Source organism: Dactylosporangium sp. NPDC000521, from assembly GCF_042898305.1.
Taxonomy (GTDB): Bacteria; Actinomycetota; Actinomycetes; order Mycobacteriales; family Micromonosporaceae; genus Dactylosporangium.
Map to the genome: position 1 here is coordinate 566,698 of NZ_JBIAYW010000005.1, position 15,695 is coordinate 582,392.

Below are 15,695 nucleotides of genomic sequence, written 5' to 3' on the forward strand. Positions count from 1 at the left end.
ATGCGCTCCGGTGAGCATGGCATGAACGGGGCGGAGCGCCGTCGCTCGCGGACCGCCCGTGACCGGAGGGGCGGGGGCGCGCATGACGGTGCTGCACACACAGGACGGCACGGACTTCAGCCTGGTGTGCGACGGCTGCGGGCTGGTCGTGGATCATCTCGGCGCCAGCCTGCATTCCTGGACCCTGGCCTGGAGCCTGTTCAGCCGGCACGGCTGGATCGGTGCACAGGCGCCCGGCGGACCGCACGGATGCCCTCGATGCGTACGGCTGGCCGAACGGTCCGCCATCGACGACGAGGAACCCGAACGCATCCAGCCGCCGGATGGCGGGGGTGCCGATCCGGCGACGTCCGGCAGGGCGGGGAGTCCGGCGCCGGCGCGGGCACGCCGCGCAGCGTCGTCATCGCCCGCGCACGCCGTGGTCATGCTGTTGAGCCGTGGCGGTGATCCTGACGAGGAGCCGTCGGCGCTCTGATCACGCTGCTCGGGTGCCGGCGGCGGACCGCCGGACCGGACGCGAGCCGAGCGCCCTGGTGGGAGCCGGTCACGTCGTCCTGACGACCTCGGCGACGCGAGGTCGCGGGTGGTGCCGCCGCAGCAGGAGCCCGGCCGCGACGACGAGCAGGGCCGTGACGTATGCGGCGCGCTGCACAGAGGACTGGGTGAGGCCGAAGTCGCCGGCGAGCTGTGCGACGGTGCCCGCGACCGCCAGGACCAGCCACTCAGCCGGTGCACCGTAGGCGATGAGCATCACCAGCAGCAGCGCGTACCACGGGTAGCTGGGCGCTGTGACGAGCAGGGCCGCGGCCACCATGACGGCGGCGCCGCGCCACGGGCGGTCCGGGTCCGCGGTGCGCATGACGTACAGCGAGGCCGTGGCCAGCAGCAGCACGGCGGCCGGGGCGAGCACGGGCTCGGGCAGCAGCAGGCTCAGCAGCGCGAAGCGGGAACCGTCGGCGTACCCCTCCTCGTGCAGGTAGCCGGGCAGGTACCCGAGGACGGCGGGGCCGGCGGCCAGCACGTGCGGCAGGTAGACGGCGACGACCGCGATGGTCACGGCAGCCGCGACCGTCACGGGCCGGCGGCGCAGCACCGCCGGGCCGAGCAGCACCGGCGTGAGCTTCGTGGCCACCGCGGCGCCGAGCAGCGCGCCGCCCAGCACCGCGCCCCGCCGGGTCCGGCCGCGGGCCAGCACGAACAGGGCGAGCGCCGCCAGGCCCACCGCGGCCACGTCGACATGGGCGTTGTTGCCCGCCTCCAGGGCCACCAGGGGACACCAGGCCCACAGCACCGCGCGGCGCGGGTCGCGGCCCAGGCGGCACAGCGCCCACCACAGGAACGCGGCGGTGGCGAACGCGAACGCCGCCATCGTCAGCTGCATCGGGCGTTCCCGGCCGGTGCCGGGCACCACCGCGAACAATGCCTCCGCGACCGGCGGATAGATCGTCGGCACGTCCGGCCGGTTGATCAGCGTGCAGCCGCTGGGCACGCACCAGTTCGAGTGCTCCGGCCACAGGAAGCCGTCGCGCAGCCCGGCCAGCTGCGGTGCCGATGGCGGATACCGGTACGGGTCGACGCCGGCGCGCTGGACCCGGCCGTCCCACACGTAGCGGTACATGTCGTCGCTGCTGTTCGGCGGCTCGAGCCCAGCCGCGAGCGGCAACACGGCACCGCCGAGGAGCACCAGCACAAGCGCGGCGCGCCGGTCGAGCCGGCACACCAGGTACGCGCCGGCCACGAACGGCACCCACATCAGCACGTACCAGCGGCCGGGCAGCAGCAGGGCCGCCAGCATCGCGACCAGGCAAGCCCCGGCGCACACCCGCCGGGCGTTCACCGCCTGTGCCTCAGGTTCGCAGCCGTCCACAGTGCCGCGACGGTCCAGACCACGGTCAGGACGACGGCGAGTCCCCGGCCGTAGGACTGCGGGAACGCGGACGGGTTGCCGGCGACGCGACCCGCGCCGGCGATGAACGGCAGCGCCACCGCGGTGACGGCCGCGCTCACGACCAGCGCCGCCCGCACGGGGCCGCGGGCCGGTTCGGGTACCCACCGGGTGACGGCGACCCCGGCGAGGATGACCAGCGGGACGACGACGAAGTCGTGGCCGGCCAGCAGCACCGCGACGAACGCCAGCTGGCCGAGCGGGTTCGCGCCCCGGTCGGTGAGCAGCCCGTAGGCGCCGTAGCTGACCGCGGCGAGGCCGAGCGCCGCGAACACCGCCCTCATGACGGCACCACGGTGATCGCACCGACCCACTTCGTCTGCAGCACGCCAGGGCGGTTCGGCGCGATGAGCCGGCACGGGTAGCCGTGGTCGGGGTGCAGCGGCGCACCGCCGATCCGCAATGCCAGCAGCGTCAACGGATCCCGGGCCGGACCCGGGTCCAGTGTGGACGTCCGGTAGCCGCCGTCGCGCTGCAGCGACTCGACGGTCACCGGCAGGTCGAGCTCGTCGGCGCCGACGAGCCGGAGGAGGTCCGCGACGCGGACGCCGGTCCACTCGGCGCCGGCGCTCCAGCCTTCCACGCACGCGATCGGCAGCGACACCGTGTGCTGCGGCAGCGCCCGCAGGTCGGCGAGGCTCAGCGCGTGCCGTCCGCCCGGACCGGTCACGACAAGCCGGTAGGTGTCGTCCACCGCGGTCACGCCGGCGGCGGCCGCCGTCTTGTTCACCGGTACGCCCTGCGGGCCGACGTCCGGCAGCCGCGGCGCGAGCAACGCCAGCCGCCGCAGCGGGCGGACCGTCTGTCCCACCGTGGCGAGGGTGATGGCGGCGGCGGCGGCGCCGACGAGCGTGAGCACCCCTCGGCGCGACCGGTCCACGGCCGGCGCCGCCCGGACGACCGGCAGTTTCGCCGCGACGTGCAGCAGCAGCGCGCCGATCAGCAGCCACGCGGTCCAGTAGTGGGCGCCGACGAACCCGAACGGCATCAACGAGTACCGGTACGCGATGTTCAGCAGGCCGGTGACGAGCTCGAACAGCGCGGCCCCGGACAGCAGCGCCACCGCGGCCCGCTCCAGCGCGTGGGGCACGCCGCGCACCGGAGGCCACGCGAACAGCTTCGGGAAGACCGACCACACTTTCGCCGTCAGCAGCGGCAGGCACGCCAGCCCGGTCGCGACGTGCAGGCCCTGGGTGATGCGGTACAGCTGCACCGGCCGCGACGGCCAGGCGAACCAGCCGGGCGGATGCTGGATCGCGTGGCTGATCAGGCCGGTCGCGAAGCACACGGCGAACGCGGTCGCCAGCCACAGGCCCAGGTGCGCGGTCAGCCGCGGCGAGCGCAGCGGTGAGGTGAACCGGCGTGGCAGCGTGGTCAGGGCTTCAGGCGGGCGAACCATCGGCCGGCCTCCGTCCAGGTCTCGGCGAGCCGCAGCGTGGCGTCGCGGCCGATGGCGGCGATGTCCTCGACGCCGACGAACGCCCACGCGAACGTGGCGCTGGTGAGCTCGGCGCCGGTGAGCGCGACGTGGCCGCACCAGGTGCGGCAGCCCGGCGGGTCCACCTCGACCAGGACGCTGCCGGCCGCGGCGATCAGGTCGCGGCAGCGCCCGAGCAGGCGCACGGGGTCGCCGCCGATGCCGATGTTGCCGTCGGCGAGCAGCGCGCAGCCCCAGCCGCCCTCGCCGGGCAGCGGGCCGAACAGGTTGCCACGGATCACCGGCGCGCCACGGCGTCGCGCGTACCGCACCGCCTGCGGGCTCACGTCCACGCCGAGCACGCGCCGGCCGGTCGCGGCGATCGCCTCCGTCAGGCGGCCCGGGCCGCAGCCCAGGTCGAGGGTGCCGTCGGCGCACCGGGCGACGAGTTGCCCGTCGCCCGGCACCGGCCGGCCCGACCAGGCGCCGGCGTCGAGCGGGCGGAGGACGGCGCCGGCACGGTCGACGAGCAGCATCGGTGCCGGTTGGCCGCGTGCGGCGCGGCGCAGCGCAGCGCCGTACACCGCCACGGGGGCGTTCACGACGTGGCCCCGGCCGGTGCTGGCAGCAGTTCGGCCACCGTCCGCGCGAACCGCCCGCCCGGGCATGCCGCGGCGACGGCCCACGCGTCCGCGGCGGTGTCCACGTCACGCAGCGTCGGCAGGGTCGCCACGTCGGCGTCGCGCAGCGCGGCGCGGGTCGCCGCCCCGGTGTCCGAAGTGGACATCGGCACGTCGACGAGCACCCGGGCCATCGACGGGTCCCGCAGCCCGAGAACCCACCAGCCGCCGTCCTGCGCCGGGCCGAGCACCGCGGCGGAGTCCGCCAGCGCCGCGCCCGCCGCGACGAGGTGCCCGATGCGCAGCTGCGGGGTGTCCATGCCGACGAGCAGCGTCGCGACACCCGGCACGGCGGTGTCGGCGAACGCCGCGGCCAGGCGCGCACCGAGGCCGTCGCCGCGTTGCGGGCGGCGCCCCCAGCCGACCGGCGCGGCGAGGTCGCCGTCGACCACCAGGGTCCGGCGGACGGCGGGCACGGCGGACAGGACCTCGACGGTGTCGGCGAGCATCGCGGCGGCGACCGCGGCCGCCTGGCCGGGCGTGCACGGCGGGCACAGCCGGGTCTTCACCCGCCCCGGTAGCGGGGTCTTGGCCAGCAGCAGCAGCTGTACGCGTGGCGCGGTCATCGGCTCAGCACCTTTGTCATGTCGCGTACGGCCCGGGCGGTGCCGCGGACGGTGCCGGTCACCTTCGACCTGCCGGCGACGCGCGGCGCGTAGTCCACGTCGACCTCGGCGATGCGCCAGCCTGCCTCGGCCGCGCGGAGCACCATCTCCAGCGGGTAGCCGAACCTGCGGTCGACCAGCCCGAGGGCCAGCAGCGCTTCGCGCCGCGCGGCTCGCATGGGGCCCAGGTCGTACACCTGGATCCCGGACGAGCGGCGCAACCGCCAGGCCACGACGGCGTTGCCGACCCGGCCGTGCACCGGCCACGCCCGGCGGTCCGTGGGGCGGCGACGACCCATCGACAGGTCGAGCCGGCCCTCCTCGACCGGCGCCACCACCCGGGGCAGCTGCCGTGGGTCGAACGAACCGTCGGCGTCCATGAAGCACACGATGTCCGCGGTGGCGGCCCGCAGCCCCGCGTGGGCGGCGGCGCCGAACCCGCGCGGGGCGGCGTGCACGACGACAGCGCTGTGCGCGGCGGCGATCCGCGGCGACCCGTCGGTCGAGCCGTTGTCGGCGACGATCGCGCGGTAGCCGCCGGGCAGCCGGGACAACACCCACGGCAGTGCGGCGGCCTCGTTGAGACAGGGCAATACGACATCTGGCACGGATCGGACGCTACCCATGGGTCGCCGGCAAAGATCTTACGAGCGGCGAACCAACCATTACGAACCACGAACGCGGCCGACCGGCCGTCCGGTGCCCGCCTACGGTCATGGCATGCGGATCCTCGTCACCGGCGGCGCCGGGTTCATCGGCACGCACGTCGTCACCGCCCTGCGCGCCGCCGGCCATGACGTCTCGGTGCTCGACCTGCTGCACCCCGCCGCGCACCGCACGCCCGACCCCACGTTCCCGCGCGCCGACGTCCGCGACCGGGACGCGGTCGATGCGGCGCTGGCGGGGGTCGACGCCGTGGTCCACCAGGCGGCGATGGTCGGTATGGGCGTGGACCTGGCCGATCTGCCTGAGTACGTCGGCTGCAACGATCTGGGCACCGCCGTGCTGCTCGCCGGGATGGCCCGCACGGGCGTGCGGCGGCTGGTGCTGGCCAGCTCGATGGTCGTCTACGGCGAGGGTGCGTATCGCTGCCCTGCGCACGGACCGGTGCCGCCCGCCCCGCGGGCCGCCGCCGATCTGGCGGCCGGGTCGTTCGAGCCCGGCTGCCCTGCCTGCCGGTTGCGGCTGGCGCCGGACGATGTCGAGGAGGACGCCCCGCTGCGGCCGCGCAGCGTCTACGCCGCCTCGAAGGTCGCGCAGGAGCATCTGGCACTGGCGTGGGCGACCGCCGGCGCCGGCACCGTGGTGGCGCTGCGCTATCACAACGTGTACGGGCCCGGTATGCCGCGCGACACGCCGTACAGCGGCGTCGCCGCCATCTTCCGCTCCGCCCTCGAGGCGGGCCGGGCCCCGCGGGTGTTCGAGGACGGCGCCCAGCGCCGCGACTTCGTCCACGTCACCGACGTCGCCGCGGCCAACGTCCTGGCCGTCACCGCCACCGTGCCGGACGGCTTCCGCGCCTACAACATCGCCTCCGGCGTTCCGGCCACGGTCGGCGCGATGGCCGCCTCCCTGGCCGCGGCGATGCACGGCCCGGAGCCGATCATCACCGGCGACTTCCGTGCCGGCGACGTGCGCCACGTGGTCGCCGCGCCCTGGCGGGCCCGGGCCGAGCTGGGCTTCGCCGCCCGTGTCGGCCTCGAGGACGGGATGCGGGACTTCGCCACGGCGGCGCTGCGCGGTTGATGCCGGCCCGAGGCGGCAGGCAGTCAGGCGGCGACCGTGCTGCTTGCCGTCAAGGACACCCCGTGGGGTACGCCGTGCGGGGTGCCGGCGGTCACCGCGAAGCCGACCTGTGGATCACTATTCCGGAGTGGTGTGCGCGGAGGTCGACGACCACTCGGACACCGGCCGGCCTCGGGCGAACGCCGCTGCGGCGGACGCTCGTCGGTGAGCAGCGAATCCTGCCGATGCGCAGTCGTTGCGGGGCGCGCGGAAGGGGTGACGGCGACGCCAGTGGGCCTGTAGTGTCCTCGGCAAGCCTGGCAGGGCAAAGATCGTCGTCGATGTTGCCGTGGCGGGTGCGGCTGCCGTCGCGATCCAGGGATGTGGATGCGGATGGTCTTCGGCGCGGGGCGCATGGTCGAGGCGAAGCTGCCGCACCTGCTGGTCTGTGTCCTGCTGCTGGGCATCGCCGACTCCATGATCGGGCCGTATCTGGTGCTGTTCGGCGCGGACCGGGCGCTACTGTCTCCGCTGCAGGTAGGCGTGTTCCTCTCCGTCATCGCCGTCAGCGGACTGTTTGTGACGTCCTGGCTCGGTCGCCGGTTCGACCGCGGTGCCGGCCGGTGGCCGGCGTTGGTCGCCGTGCTGGCGCCGGCCGTCGGGTACCTCGCGCTGAGCACGACCACCAGCTACGCCCTGCTGCTGGTCATCGGGGCGGGCCTGCTCGGCGCCGGCCTGGCGGGCTTCTCGCAGGTGTTCGCGCTGGCGCGGACCCACCTGGACCGGGCGTCCGGTGGCGCGTCGGGACGCGGGACATTGGCGCTGCGGTCGGTGTTCTCGCTGGCCTGGGCCATCGGCCCGATCCTCGGGTCGGCGGCGCTGGCGTGGCGGGGATACAGCGGCCTGCTGCTGCTGACCTCCCTGGCGTTCGCGCTGATCGCGGTACCGCTGCTGCTGTTGGGCGCGACGCCGGTCGCAGCCCGGACCGCGCCGCAGTCGCGGACGCCGTCCCGGTTGCAGCGGCCGGTGCTGTTGGTGGCGGCAAGTTTCATGCTGTTCAACACCGCCATGTGCGCCGGCTCGGTCGCGCTGCCGCTGTACGTCACGCGCACCCTGGCCCGGCCCGACCACGATGTGGGGCTCCTGGCCAGCACGGGCGCACTGGCGGAGATACCGGCGGCGCTGGGCCTGATCCTGCTGCCCGCCCGGGTACGCCCGCAGCGGGTGATCCTGCTGGGCATGCTGCTGTTCGTGGTGTACTTCGCGCTCGTCGCGGCCGGCTCCAGCCTGCCGCTGCTCATCGCCGCCCAGGTGGCCCGCGGCGTGGCCATCGCCGCGGTCAACGCGCTGGGCATCACGTACATCCAGGACCTGATGCCCGAGGCCACCGGCCGCGCGACCGCGCTGTTCGGCAACGCGTTCATCACCGCGTCGCTGGTCTCCGGGCTCGTCGCGGGCGCGACCGCGCAGGCGCTCGGATACCGGGCGGCGCTGCTGCTGTGCGGACTGATCAGCGCCGCGGGCTGCCTCCTGCTGATCAGCGCCCGGCCGGTGCCGCGTGACCTCGCCGCCAGGGCGGACCCGCCGCCGAGATCGGCGACCACCCCACAGCGTTCGGGCAACTGAACGGTGCGAGCGCTGAGGTACACACCGCCGTCACGGCTACCGCTACGATGCGCGCGTCGATTTCTAGCGGGGGCTTATCGTGTCCGAGCACAGCGAGACTGCATTGTCCACCGAGAGCGACCGTGGCGCCGGTCCTGAGGTCAGCGCCGACCCGCCTTCCGGGCTGCCCGCTTCCGCCGCGAGCGGCCCGCTCGGTGATGCGGAGGCCGCCGGCGAGGGCCGGCCCGAAGCCGCCGCCGCAGCAGAGGTCGAGCAGCCATCGGAACGGTCTATTGTGGACCGTTCGAGGCGGCGCCGTCGCCGTGCCGCGGCCGTGGTCGCCGCTGTCGTGGTCCTCGCCGCGATCGCCGGCGGCGGTGCCTTCGCGTTGACGAGGAACTGGGAGAAGCCGTCCGGGATGCTGCCGGAGCAGGTGGTGCCCGCCGACGTGGCGTCGTTCGCGCGGTTCGACCTGCAGCCGGGCATGCGGCAGCGGCTCGCGTTCGACGGCCTGCTGGGCAAGACGTCCGGCGCCCGCAACTCCTTCACCGGCGTCCAGCGCGCCCTGCTCACCGGGTCCGGCGCGTCGATCACCCTCGAGGAGGCCGCCCCCTGGCTCGGCGACCGTTTCGGGATCGCGCGCTGGACCTCGCCTTCCGGTCCCGCGACGCTGCTCGTCACGCTGCTCAAGAACAAGGACAAGGCCCTCGCCACCGTACGCGCGAAGGGCCCCGACGCGGCGGGCATCGTCATCCGTGCCGACTACGCGCTGATCGCGTTCGCCGCGCAGGGGTCCCAGGCGGTCGCCGAGGCGGCCGCGAAGGCACCGTCCCTCGCGGCGGACCCGGTGTTCGCCACCGCCCGCGCCGGTATGCCCGCGGACCTGCCGGTGCTGGGGTGGTTCGACTTCGGGCGCGACGTGCGTTCCTACGGACTCGACGCCGAGGAGTTCGGCCTGCCCCAGCTCTTCGCCGACCCGAAGCATCCGCTGCCCGCCGCCAACGGCCGGCTCCTCGTCGGCGCCCGCGCGGAGGGCGACGGCATGGAGGTGCGGGGCCGCCTCATCGGCGCGCACGACCTGCCGTACTTCGCCGCCGGGCCGCCCGCCGCGGCCGGCCGTCTCGGTCAGCTGCCCGCCGGCGTGACCGCCGCGGGCGTCGTGCCCGGCAACCTCGGCTACCTCGGCACCAACCCGACGAACATCCTGTTCCCCGCCGCGGTCTTCTCGATGCGCGGGCTGCTGGACGGGACCGGCCCGCCGCTGCCCAGCGGTGGGGAGTTCCTTGGCGCTGCCTCGATCACCCCCGGTTACGGCGCCATCTACACGGGCGACCCGGGCAGCCTGACGGGCATGAGTGACGGCCCCGCCATCGAGGCCCACGACGCCCAGCGCAGCCTCGACGCCGTCACCCAGGCCGCCGCCGGCGCGAAGTCCGTCGCCTACGCCACCGCCGGTCCGCAGCCGAGCGCCTTCGGCGCCTTCATGGACCCGCCGGGCATGCTCGTCGACGTCGAGCTCGCCGACGCCGCCGCGGCGGCACAGACCCGGTCCGCCACCGCCCGTCTCGCCGCGTGGTCCCACGTCACGGTCACCACTCGCGACGCCCACGTCGTCATGCGGACCGGGCCGTTCGCCGGCAGCACGACGGGCCTCCTCGCCGACGACCCGCTGTTCCGCACCGCGATGACCGGCGCCGACCCGCAGGCGACGGCCGCGCTCTTCCACGTCGGCGGCGAGGCGTTCGGGATCCCGCTCAAGGCGTTCGGGTTGAGCACGACGCCCGACGGCCCCGACACGGTGATGCTGGCCCGGCTCGTCATCGGCTGACCCGTGACTGTGCGGGGGACCCCGGACATGGGGGTCCCCCGCTACTGTCCGTCGCGTTCGCGGTGTACGCGTCGACGGCGGGTGGTGCCCGCCCGCGGCGACGTCGCGCACCGGGCGCTCCGTGCCCGTTGCTCGCGTGACGGCGGCCGGAGGTGTACTCGGCCGACAGGGGGTAGTGGGACCGGCGTAGGGAGGGGACCGAGAGGAACCGGAGGCGTTTCGATGACCGTAGGCACGCGGGTGGCCGCGAAGCGGAGGTTCCGGTCGGAGAACGGCGCGTACGTCACCACTGCGCGTGGCGCGGAGGTGCTCGGCACACCCCTGCTGAACAAGGGCACGGCCTTCACCCGCGAGGAGCGCACCGCGCTGGGGCTGGAGGGGCTGCTGCCGCCGGCGGTCCTGTCCCTGGACGACCAGCTGCGGCGGGTGTACGAGCAGTACCGCCGCCAGCCGTCCGACCTGCACAAGAACGTTTTTCTGGCGATGCTGCAGGACAACGACGAGGTGCTGTTCTACCGGCTGCTGACCGAGCACCTGCGCGAGATGCTGCCGGTCGTCTACGACCCGACCGTGGGTGAGGCGATCAAGCGGTACAGCCACGAGTACCGCCGCCCGCGTGGGGTGTACCTGTCGGTCGACGAACCTGACCGGGTGGAGCAGGCGCTGTCCGACGCCGGGCTGGGTGCGGACGACGTGGACCTGATCGTGGCCTCCGACGCCGAGGAGATCCTGGGGATCGGCGACTGGGGCTCCGGCGGCATCGACATCGCAGTCGGCAAGCTGGCCGTCTACACCGCCGCGGCCGGTATCGACCCGGGCCGGGTGATTCCGGTCGCGCTCGATGTCGGTACCGACAACGAGGAACTGCTCAACGACCCGGACTACCTCGGCAACCGGCACACCCGGGAGCGCGGGCGGCGCTACGACGAGTTCATCGACGCCTACGTGCAGGCGGCGACCAGGCTGTTCCCGAACGCGCTGCTGCACTGGGAGGACTTCGGGCCGAGCAACGGCAGGCGGATCCTGGAGCGCTACCGCGACCGGGTGTGCACGTTCAACGACGACATGCAGGGCACCGGCGCGATCGTGCTCGCCGCGGCGCTGAGCGCGATGCGGGTGGCCGGCACTCGCATGCGGGACCAGCGGATCGTCATCTTCGGCGCCGGCACCGCCGGGGTGGGCATCGCCGACCAGCTCCGCGACGCGATGGTCCGCGACGGTGCGGACCGGGACGCGGCGGTCCGGCAGGTCTGGTGCGTCGACAAACAGGGCCTGCTGACCGACGACATGACCGACCTGCGTGACTACCAGGCCCCGTACGCCCGGCCGGCCGGCGAGGTCGCCGCCTGGCGGCGGGACGGCGGCATCGGGCTCCGGGAGACCGTCGCGAACGTCAGGCCGACCATGATGGTCGGCACCTCGACCGTGCGCGGCGCGTTCACCGAGGAGATCGTCAAGGAGATGGCCGGGCACGTGGACCGGCCCATCATCTTCCCGCTGTCCAACCCGACGGAACGCATCGAGGCGATGCCGGACCGGCTCATCCCGTGGACCGGCGGCCGCGGCCTCATCGCCACCGGCATCCCGGTCCCGCCGGTCACCTACCGAGGCGTCACGTACGGCATCGGGCAGGCGAACAACGCCCTGCTGTACCCCGGGCTCGGCCTCGGCGCCATCGTGGCCAGGGCGAAGCGGATCAGCGACGGCATGTTCGCGGCCGCCGCCGAAGCCGTCGCCGGCCTCGTGGACGTGAGTGCACCCGGTGCGTCGCTGCTGCCGCACGTGGAGAACCTGCGGGAGGTGTCGGCCACCGTCGCGGCCGCCGTGGCGAAGCGGGCCGCCGCCGAGGGGCTGGCCCGCGCGGACCTCACCGACCCGGGACGGCAGGTACGGGACGCGATGTGGCAGCCGGAGTACCGTCCCGTCAAGGCCGGGTGACTCGCCGTGCCCGAGCCGACCGGCTCCCGTGGTGAGCCTGAGGTGCGCGACGTGCCGATCGGTATCGACGCCACCGGCACCCGCACCGAGACCGACTCGCTCGGCCCGGTCGCCGTGCCGGCCGACCACTACTGGGGCGCGCAGACCCAGCGCTCCCTGGTGCACTTCGACATCGGCGACGACCGCATGCCCAAGGCGGTCTACCACGCCTACGGCTACGTCAAGAAGGCGGCGGCGATCGTCAACGCCCGCGCCGGGCGGATGCCGCGGTGGAAGGCCGACCTGATCTCGCGGGTGGCCGACGAGGTGATCGCCGGCGAGCTCGACAGCGAGTTCCCCCTGTACGTCTGGCAGACCGGCTCCGGCACCCAGTCCAACATGAACGTCAACGAGGTGATCTCCAACCGCGCGATCCAGCTCGTCGGCGGGCAACTGGGCTCCAAGACACCGGTACACCCGAACGACGACGTCAACATGGGGCAGTCCTCCAACGACACCTTCCCGACCGCCATGCACATCGCCGCGGTCACCGCGATCGAGGAACACCTGCTGCCGGCGCTCGCCAGGCTGCACGACGCCACCACGGTCAAGAGCCGGGAGTGGGCCGACGTCGTGAAGATCGGCCGGACGCATCTGGAGGACGCCACCCCGCTCACCGTCGGCCAGGAATGGTCCGGCTACGCCGCCCAGCTCGAGGACGCCTGCGAACACCTCGCCTTGACCAGGCATGGCCTGTACCGGCTGGCGATGGGCGGCACCGCCGTCGGCACCGGCCTCAACGCCCCATCCGGCTTCGGCGAGGACACCGCCGAGGTGATCGCGGAGCTGACCGGCCGGCCGTTCGTCACCGCGCCCAACAAGTTCGCCGCGCAGGGCTCCCTGGACGCGCTGGTGCGCACGTCGGCCGCGCTGCGCGGGATCGCCACGGCGCTGTTCAAGTTCGCCAACGACGTGCGTTGGCTCGGCTCCGGACCGCGCACCGGCCTGCACGAGCTGATCCTGCCGGCCAACGAGCCCGGCTCCTCGATCATGCCCGGCAAGGTCAACCCGACCCAGGCCGAAGCGATGCTCATGGTCTGCGTCCAGGTGCTCGGGTCGGACACCGCCGTGGCCATCAGCGGCAACGAGGGCAACTTCGAGCTCAACGCCTTCCGTCCCGTCGTCATCAACAACGTCCTGCACTCGATCCGCATCCTCGCCGACGCTGCCGGCCACTTCTGCGAGTTCCTCGTGGAAGGCGTCAGGCTCGACCGCGACCGGTTGCGGCAGAACGTGGAGCGCTCGGTCATGATGGTCACCGCACTGTCGCCGGTCATCGGCTACGACAAGGCATCCGAGATCGCGCACCTCGCCATCGACGACGATCTGACCCTCAAGGAGGCGGCGCTGCGCCGCGGCGTCAGCGACGAGATGTACGAGCGGATCGTGGTGCCCGAGGACCTGACCCATGCGGGCGTGGCTGACGTCGGGCCGAACAGGTGAGCACCGTCGTTCCCGGGCGTTGACGCGGGACCTGGTAACGCCGGCCGCCCGCTCATCGCTGTCTCGGTAGATGCGTTTCCCCATGCCTCACGTGGGGACCCGATGGTTGACTTTTGAACTAGTTGACGGAAGTTCGGTTCATACACGCCAAACTTCCGTTAGGACAACTCTTTCTTTTAGGACAAGTGGCGGATACGGTGACGGCTGTGCGTTGACGGATCGAGTGCCGCCCCGCGTCGCGGGATCCCGGCGGCCACTCCAGCGCGACGTCGACGCAGCACCCCGCTTGCTGCGCGCCTTCCCTCCGGGCGTGCCGCATCCGCTTCGTCCCGTTCCCCTGCCTGGCGGCGTCTGCCGGCGACCGGTGCATCCGGTCATCGGCGGTTCGTTCGTCCGGCTGCACCTGCAGGAGGTCCCATGTTCAGAGCCTCTGGCCGCCGGGTGGCCGCGTTCGCCGGTCCTGCTCGCGCTCGCCGGCTCGCCGGCTCCACCGTCGCGGTCCGCGCGGCCTACCGGCGCCCGGTCGTGCTGCGAGGTGCTCGATGAGGGCCTGGCGCCTGGTCGAGGACGAGCCGGCGGAGCCGCAGCCTCGCCCCGAGCGTCCGCGTGCCGTCGGACGGTACCTGGTCGTCGCGGCGGTCATGCTGGTCGCCCTGGTCGGCGCGGGCGGACTGGCCGCCGCCCAGACCGGGATGTTCGCCGAGCGTCCGGACGGCTGCGTCAAGCCGGACCGCAGCACCCAGCTGTACGCGGTGGAACTGCCCAAGGACGGCACCCAGACCCGGATCGGCTACGGCCTCACCCCGGAGACGGCGTCCTACCCGGGCCCGCTGATGGAGATGATGGAGGGGGAGTGCCTCGCCATCACCCTGCACAACCTGGTGCCCGAGGCGACCCTGGCGGCGCTGCGCACCAACCCGAGCCACCCGCTCGGCGTCTCCCTGCACGTACACGGGGTCAAGTACACCCAGGAGTCCGACGGCACGGCGCAGAGCGGTTCGTACGTCCCGCCGGGCGGCACCCGCACCTACACCTGGTACGCCCAGCCCCGGAACACCAAGACCGGGGCGCAGGGCACCGCCGGGTACTGGTGGTACCACGACCACATGGTGGGTGGCCCGCATGGCACCCAGGGGCTCGCCGCCGGCCTCTTCGGCGGCCTGGTGGTCCGCCGCCCCGGCGACCCGAAACCGGACCGCACGTACACGGTGGTCTTCGGCAACCAGCAGAGCATCAACCTGCGTCGCGGCGCGGCCATCGACACCTGCGCGGAGGAGAACCCGCAGCCCGGCCCGACCTGCCTGGTCGCCCGCATGGGGGAGCGGGTGGAGTTCGTGGTGGTCGGCATCGGCAACGACATGCACACCTTCCACCTGCACGGGCACTCCTGGGCTGACACCCGGACCGGGGTGGTGAGCAACGGGCAGCCGCTCGCCGACTCCGTGCCGATCATCGACACCAAGGTGCTCGGCCCGGCCCAGACGTTCGGGGTCAGCGTGGTCGCCGGCGAATCGGTCGGACCGGGGCACTGGATGCTGCACTGCCACATGCAGTTCCACTCCGACGCCGGCATGTCGACGATGCTGCACGTGCTGGACGCGAACGGGAACATGCCGCCCGGCATGGACCACCAGCACGCCGCCGCGGCCCCGGCAGCAGCCGCCGCATCCGCCACCGACGACGGCGCCCACGTGCACAACTGATGACGGCCCGGGGCGGCTCGAGGATTGGCCGCCCCGGTCCACCACCGCGTCCGCGCCCGGGTGGCCTCCTGCTGACGCTACTTGTCGTCGGACTTGCGGGTACTGCTGGCCGGCGCCGTCCGGGTGGGTCCGGCCTCGCCGCCGCTGTGCCCGAGGATGTCCATGATTCTCGGGGCCAGGGCCGCGGCCAGTGCCGGTGCCAGCGCGTCGGCGAGCGCGTCGGCCAGGGCCTCGGCGAGGAGCGCGCGCTCGAGTGCCGACCTCCGAGCCGCACCTCGTGCGGGCTTGGCCGACAGCACCGCGTCGAGCAGCGGTGCCGTGGTCTTGGCCTGCACGCCTCGCGACCTGGCGGCCTCATCGAGGATCGCCTGGATGGTGTCGTCGATCAGCGATTCAATCGGCTCTTGTGACTCGTGGGCAGGTTCCTTCGGCCCCCGTTCGGCCACGATGACTCCTCAGCGTTTGTCGGAGGACTCCGTCAGACTCGGCCGATCCGCCCTCCGGCGCGACGACCGGAGGGCCAGATCATGCGTGCCGCTACTGGCGGGCCATCATGGCGGCGAGCATGAGCGGGTGCTCGATGCCTTCTTCGCTGCTTTCCTGTCGCTGTCGCATCAGCGCGGCGATGAGGAGGGGGTGTTCGAAGATGTTCTTGCCCTGCTGCCGTCGGCTGGCCATCATGGCGGCGAGCATGAGCGGGTGCTCGATGCCTTCTTCGCTGCTTTCCTGTCGCTGTCGCATCAGCGCGGCGATGAGGAGGGGGTGTT

15 protein-coding genes are annotated in these 15,695 nt (G+C 73.4%); 7 read left to right on the forward strand and 8 right to left on the reverse strand.

Going from position 1 to position 15,695, the window contains the following annotated elements; translation table 11 throughout:
* Positions 1–82: 82 nt before the first annotated feature.
* Positions 83–475, forward strand: coding sequence for a hypothetical protein (locus ACFY3L_RS20530; protein ID WP_389325970.1), 393 nt, complete (start codon positions 83–85; stop codon positions 473–475).
* Between the two features lie 69 nt (positions 476–544).
* Here ACFY3L_RS20530 and ACFY3L_RS20535 read toward each other — a convergent pair whose 3' ends face one another.
* From ACFY3L_RS20535 to ACFY3L_RS20560, 6 genes are read right to left on the reverse strand one after another with little or no spacing between them, the layout of a single operon-like run.
* Positions 545–1,795 (reverse strand): glycosyltransferase 87 family protein, encoded by a 1,251-nt coding sequence (locus tag ACFY3L_RS20535; protein WP_389325973.1) that lies wholly within the window; start codon positions 1,793–1,795, stop codon positions 545–547.
* Between the two features lie 38 nt (positions 1,796–1,833).
* Positions 1,834–2,229 (reverse strand): hypothetical protein, encoded by a 396-nt coding sequence (locus tag ACFY3L_RS20540; protein ID WP_389325976.1) that lies wholly within the window; start codon positions 2,227–2,229, stop codon positions 1,834–1,836.
* The gene (locus ACFY3L_RS20545; protein WP_389325979.1) at positions 2,226–3,344 is read right to left on the reverse strand and encodes a molybdopterin-dependent oxidoreductase; all 1,119 of its coding nucleotides are present in this window, start codon (positions 3,342–3,344) and stop codon (positions 2,226–2,228) included. Before ACFY3L_RS20545 ends, ACFY3L_RS20540 begins: the two co-directional genes overlap by 4 nt.
* On the reverse strand, positions 3,320–3,964 hold the full coding sequence (locus ACFY3L_RS20550; RefSeq protein ID WP_389325982.1) for a methyltransferase domain-containing protein: 645 nt from the start codon (positions 3,962–3,964) through the stop codon (positions 3,320–3,322). The genes ACFY3L_RS20545 and ACFY3L_RS20550 overlap by 25 nt, the downstream gene beginning before the upstream one ends.
* Complete coding sequence (locus ACFY3L_RS20555) at positions 3,961–4,608, reverse strand: DUF2064 domain-containing protein (protein WP_389325985.1); 648 nt, start codon at positions 4,606–4,608, stop codon at positions 3,961–3,963. Before ACFY3L_RS20555 ends, ACFY3L_RS20550 begins: the two co-directional genes overlap by 4 nt.
* On the reverse strand, positions 4,605–5,255 hold the full coding sequence (locus ACFY3L_RS20560) for a glycosyltransferase family 2 protein (protein ID WP_389325988.1): 651 nt from the start codon (positions 5,253–5,255) through the stop codon (positions 4,605–4,607). The genes ACFY3L_RS20555 and ACFY3L_RS20560 overlap by 4 nt, the downstream gene beginning before the upstream one ends.
* 112 nt (positions 5,256–5,367) lie before the next feature.
* Between ACFY3L_RS20560 and ACFY3L_RS20565 the strand changes: the two genes are divergently transcribed.
* The 6 genes from ACFY3L_RS20565 (at position 5,368) to ACFY3L_RS20590 (ending at position 14,928) form a co-directional block, all read left to right on the forward strand.
* Positions 5,368–6,393: an NAD-dependent epimerase/dehydratase family protein gene (locus tag ACFY3L_RS20565; RefSeq protein WP_389325991.1), complete on the forward strand. Its 1,026-nt coding sequence runs from the start codon at positions 5,368–5,370 to the stop codon at positions 6,391–6,393.
* A 366-nt stretch (positions 6,394–6,759) separates the two neighbouring features.
* Positions 6,760–7,998: a sugar efflux transporter gene (locus ACFY3L_RS20570; protein WP_389325993.1), complete on the forward strand. Its 1,239-nt coding sequence runs from the start codon at positions 6,760–6,762 to the stop codon at positions 7,996–7,998.
* Positions 7,999–8,311: 313 nt separating this feature from the next.
* Positions 8,312–9,805 (forward strand): hypothetical protein, encoded by a 1,494-nt coding sequence (locus ACFY3L_RS20575; protein ID WP_389325996.1) that lies wholly within the window; start codon positions 8,312–8,314, stop codon positions 9,803–9,805.
* A gap of 222 nt (positions 9,806–10,027) precedes the next feature.
* Complete coding sequence (locus tag ACFY3L_RS20580; protein ID WP_389325999.1) at positions 10,028–11,743, forward strand: NAD-dependent malic enzyme; 1,716 nt, start codon at positions 10,028–10,030, stop codon at positions 11,741–11,743.
* 51 nt (positions 11,744–11,794) lie between these two features.
* A complete protein-coding gene (fumC, locus tag ACFY3L_RS20585) occupies positions 11,795–13,225 on the forward strand; it encodes a class II fumarate hydratase (protein ID WP_389326002.1) in 1,431 nt (476 codons plus the stop codon).
* 542 nt (positions 13,226–13,767) lie between these two features.
* On the forward strand, positions 13,768–14,928 hold the full coding sequence (locus tag ACFY3L_RS20590) for a multicopper oxidase domain-containing protein (protein WP_389326005.1): 1,161 nt from the start codon (positions 13,768–13,770) through the stop codon (positions 14,926–14,928).
* 77 nt (positions 14,929–15,005) lie between these two features.
* On the opposite strand, the gene ACFY3L_RS20595 is transcribed toward ACFY3L_RS20590, so the two are convergent.
* Both ACFY3L_RS20595 and ACFY3L_RS20600 read right to left on the reverse strand, forming a co-directional pair.
* A complete protein-coding gene (locus ACFY3L_RS20595; RefSeq protein ID WP_389326008.1) occupies positions 15,006–15,374 on the reverse strand; it encodes a hypothetical protein in 369 nt (122 codons plus the stop codon).
* 91 nt (positions 15,375–15,465) lie between these two features.
* Positions 15,466–15,695, reverse strand: a 230-nt coding sequence (locus tag ACFY3L_RS20600; RefSeq protein WP_389326011.1) for a hypothetical protein, incomplete at its 5' end; no start/stop codon positions are given.

Coding starts and splice junctions, on each gene's coding strand:
- ACFY3L_RS20570 (WP_389325993.1), top strand. CDS start 6,760: ATGCGGATGGTCTTCGGCGCGGGGCGCATGGTCGAGGCGAAGCTGCCG.
- ACFY3L_RS20565 (WP_389325991.1), top strand. CDS start 5,368: ATGCGGATCCTCGTCACCGGCGGCGCCGGGTTCATCGGCACGCACGTC.
- ACFY3L_RS20555 (WP_389325985.1), bottom strand. CDS start 4,608: ATGACCGCGCCACGCGTACAGCTGCTGCTGCTGGCCAAGACCCCGCTA.
- ACFY3L_RS20540 (WP_389325976.1), bottom strand. CDS start 2,229: ATGAGGGCGGTGTTCGCGGCGCTCGGCCTCGCCGCGGTCAGCTACGGC.
- ACFY3L_RS20580 (WP_389325999.1), top strand. CDS start 10,028: ATGACCGTAGGCACGCGGGTGGCCGCGAAGCGGAGGTTCCGGTCGGAG.
- ACFY3L_RS20535 (WP_389325973.1), bottom strand. CDS start 1,795: ATGCTGGCGGCCCTGCTGCTGCCCGGCCGCTGGTACGTGCTGATGTGG.
- ACFY3L_RS20545 (WP_389325979.1), bottom strand. CDS start 3,344: ATGGTTCGCCCGCCTGAAGCCCTGACCACGCTGCCACGCCGGTTCACC.
- ACFY3L_RS20530 (WP_389325970.1), top strand. CDS start 83: ATGACGGTGCTGCACACACAGGACGGCACGGACTTCAGCCTGGTGTGC.
- ACFY3L_RS20590 (WP_389326005.1), top strand. CDS start 13,768: ATGAGGGCCTGGCGCCTGGTCGAGGACGAGCCGGCGGAGCCGCAGCCT.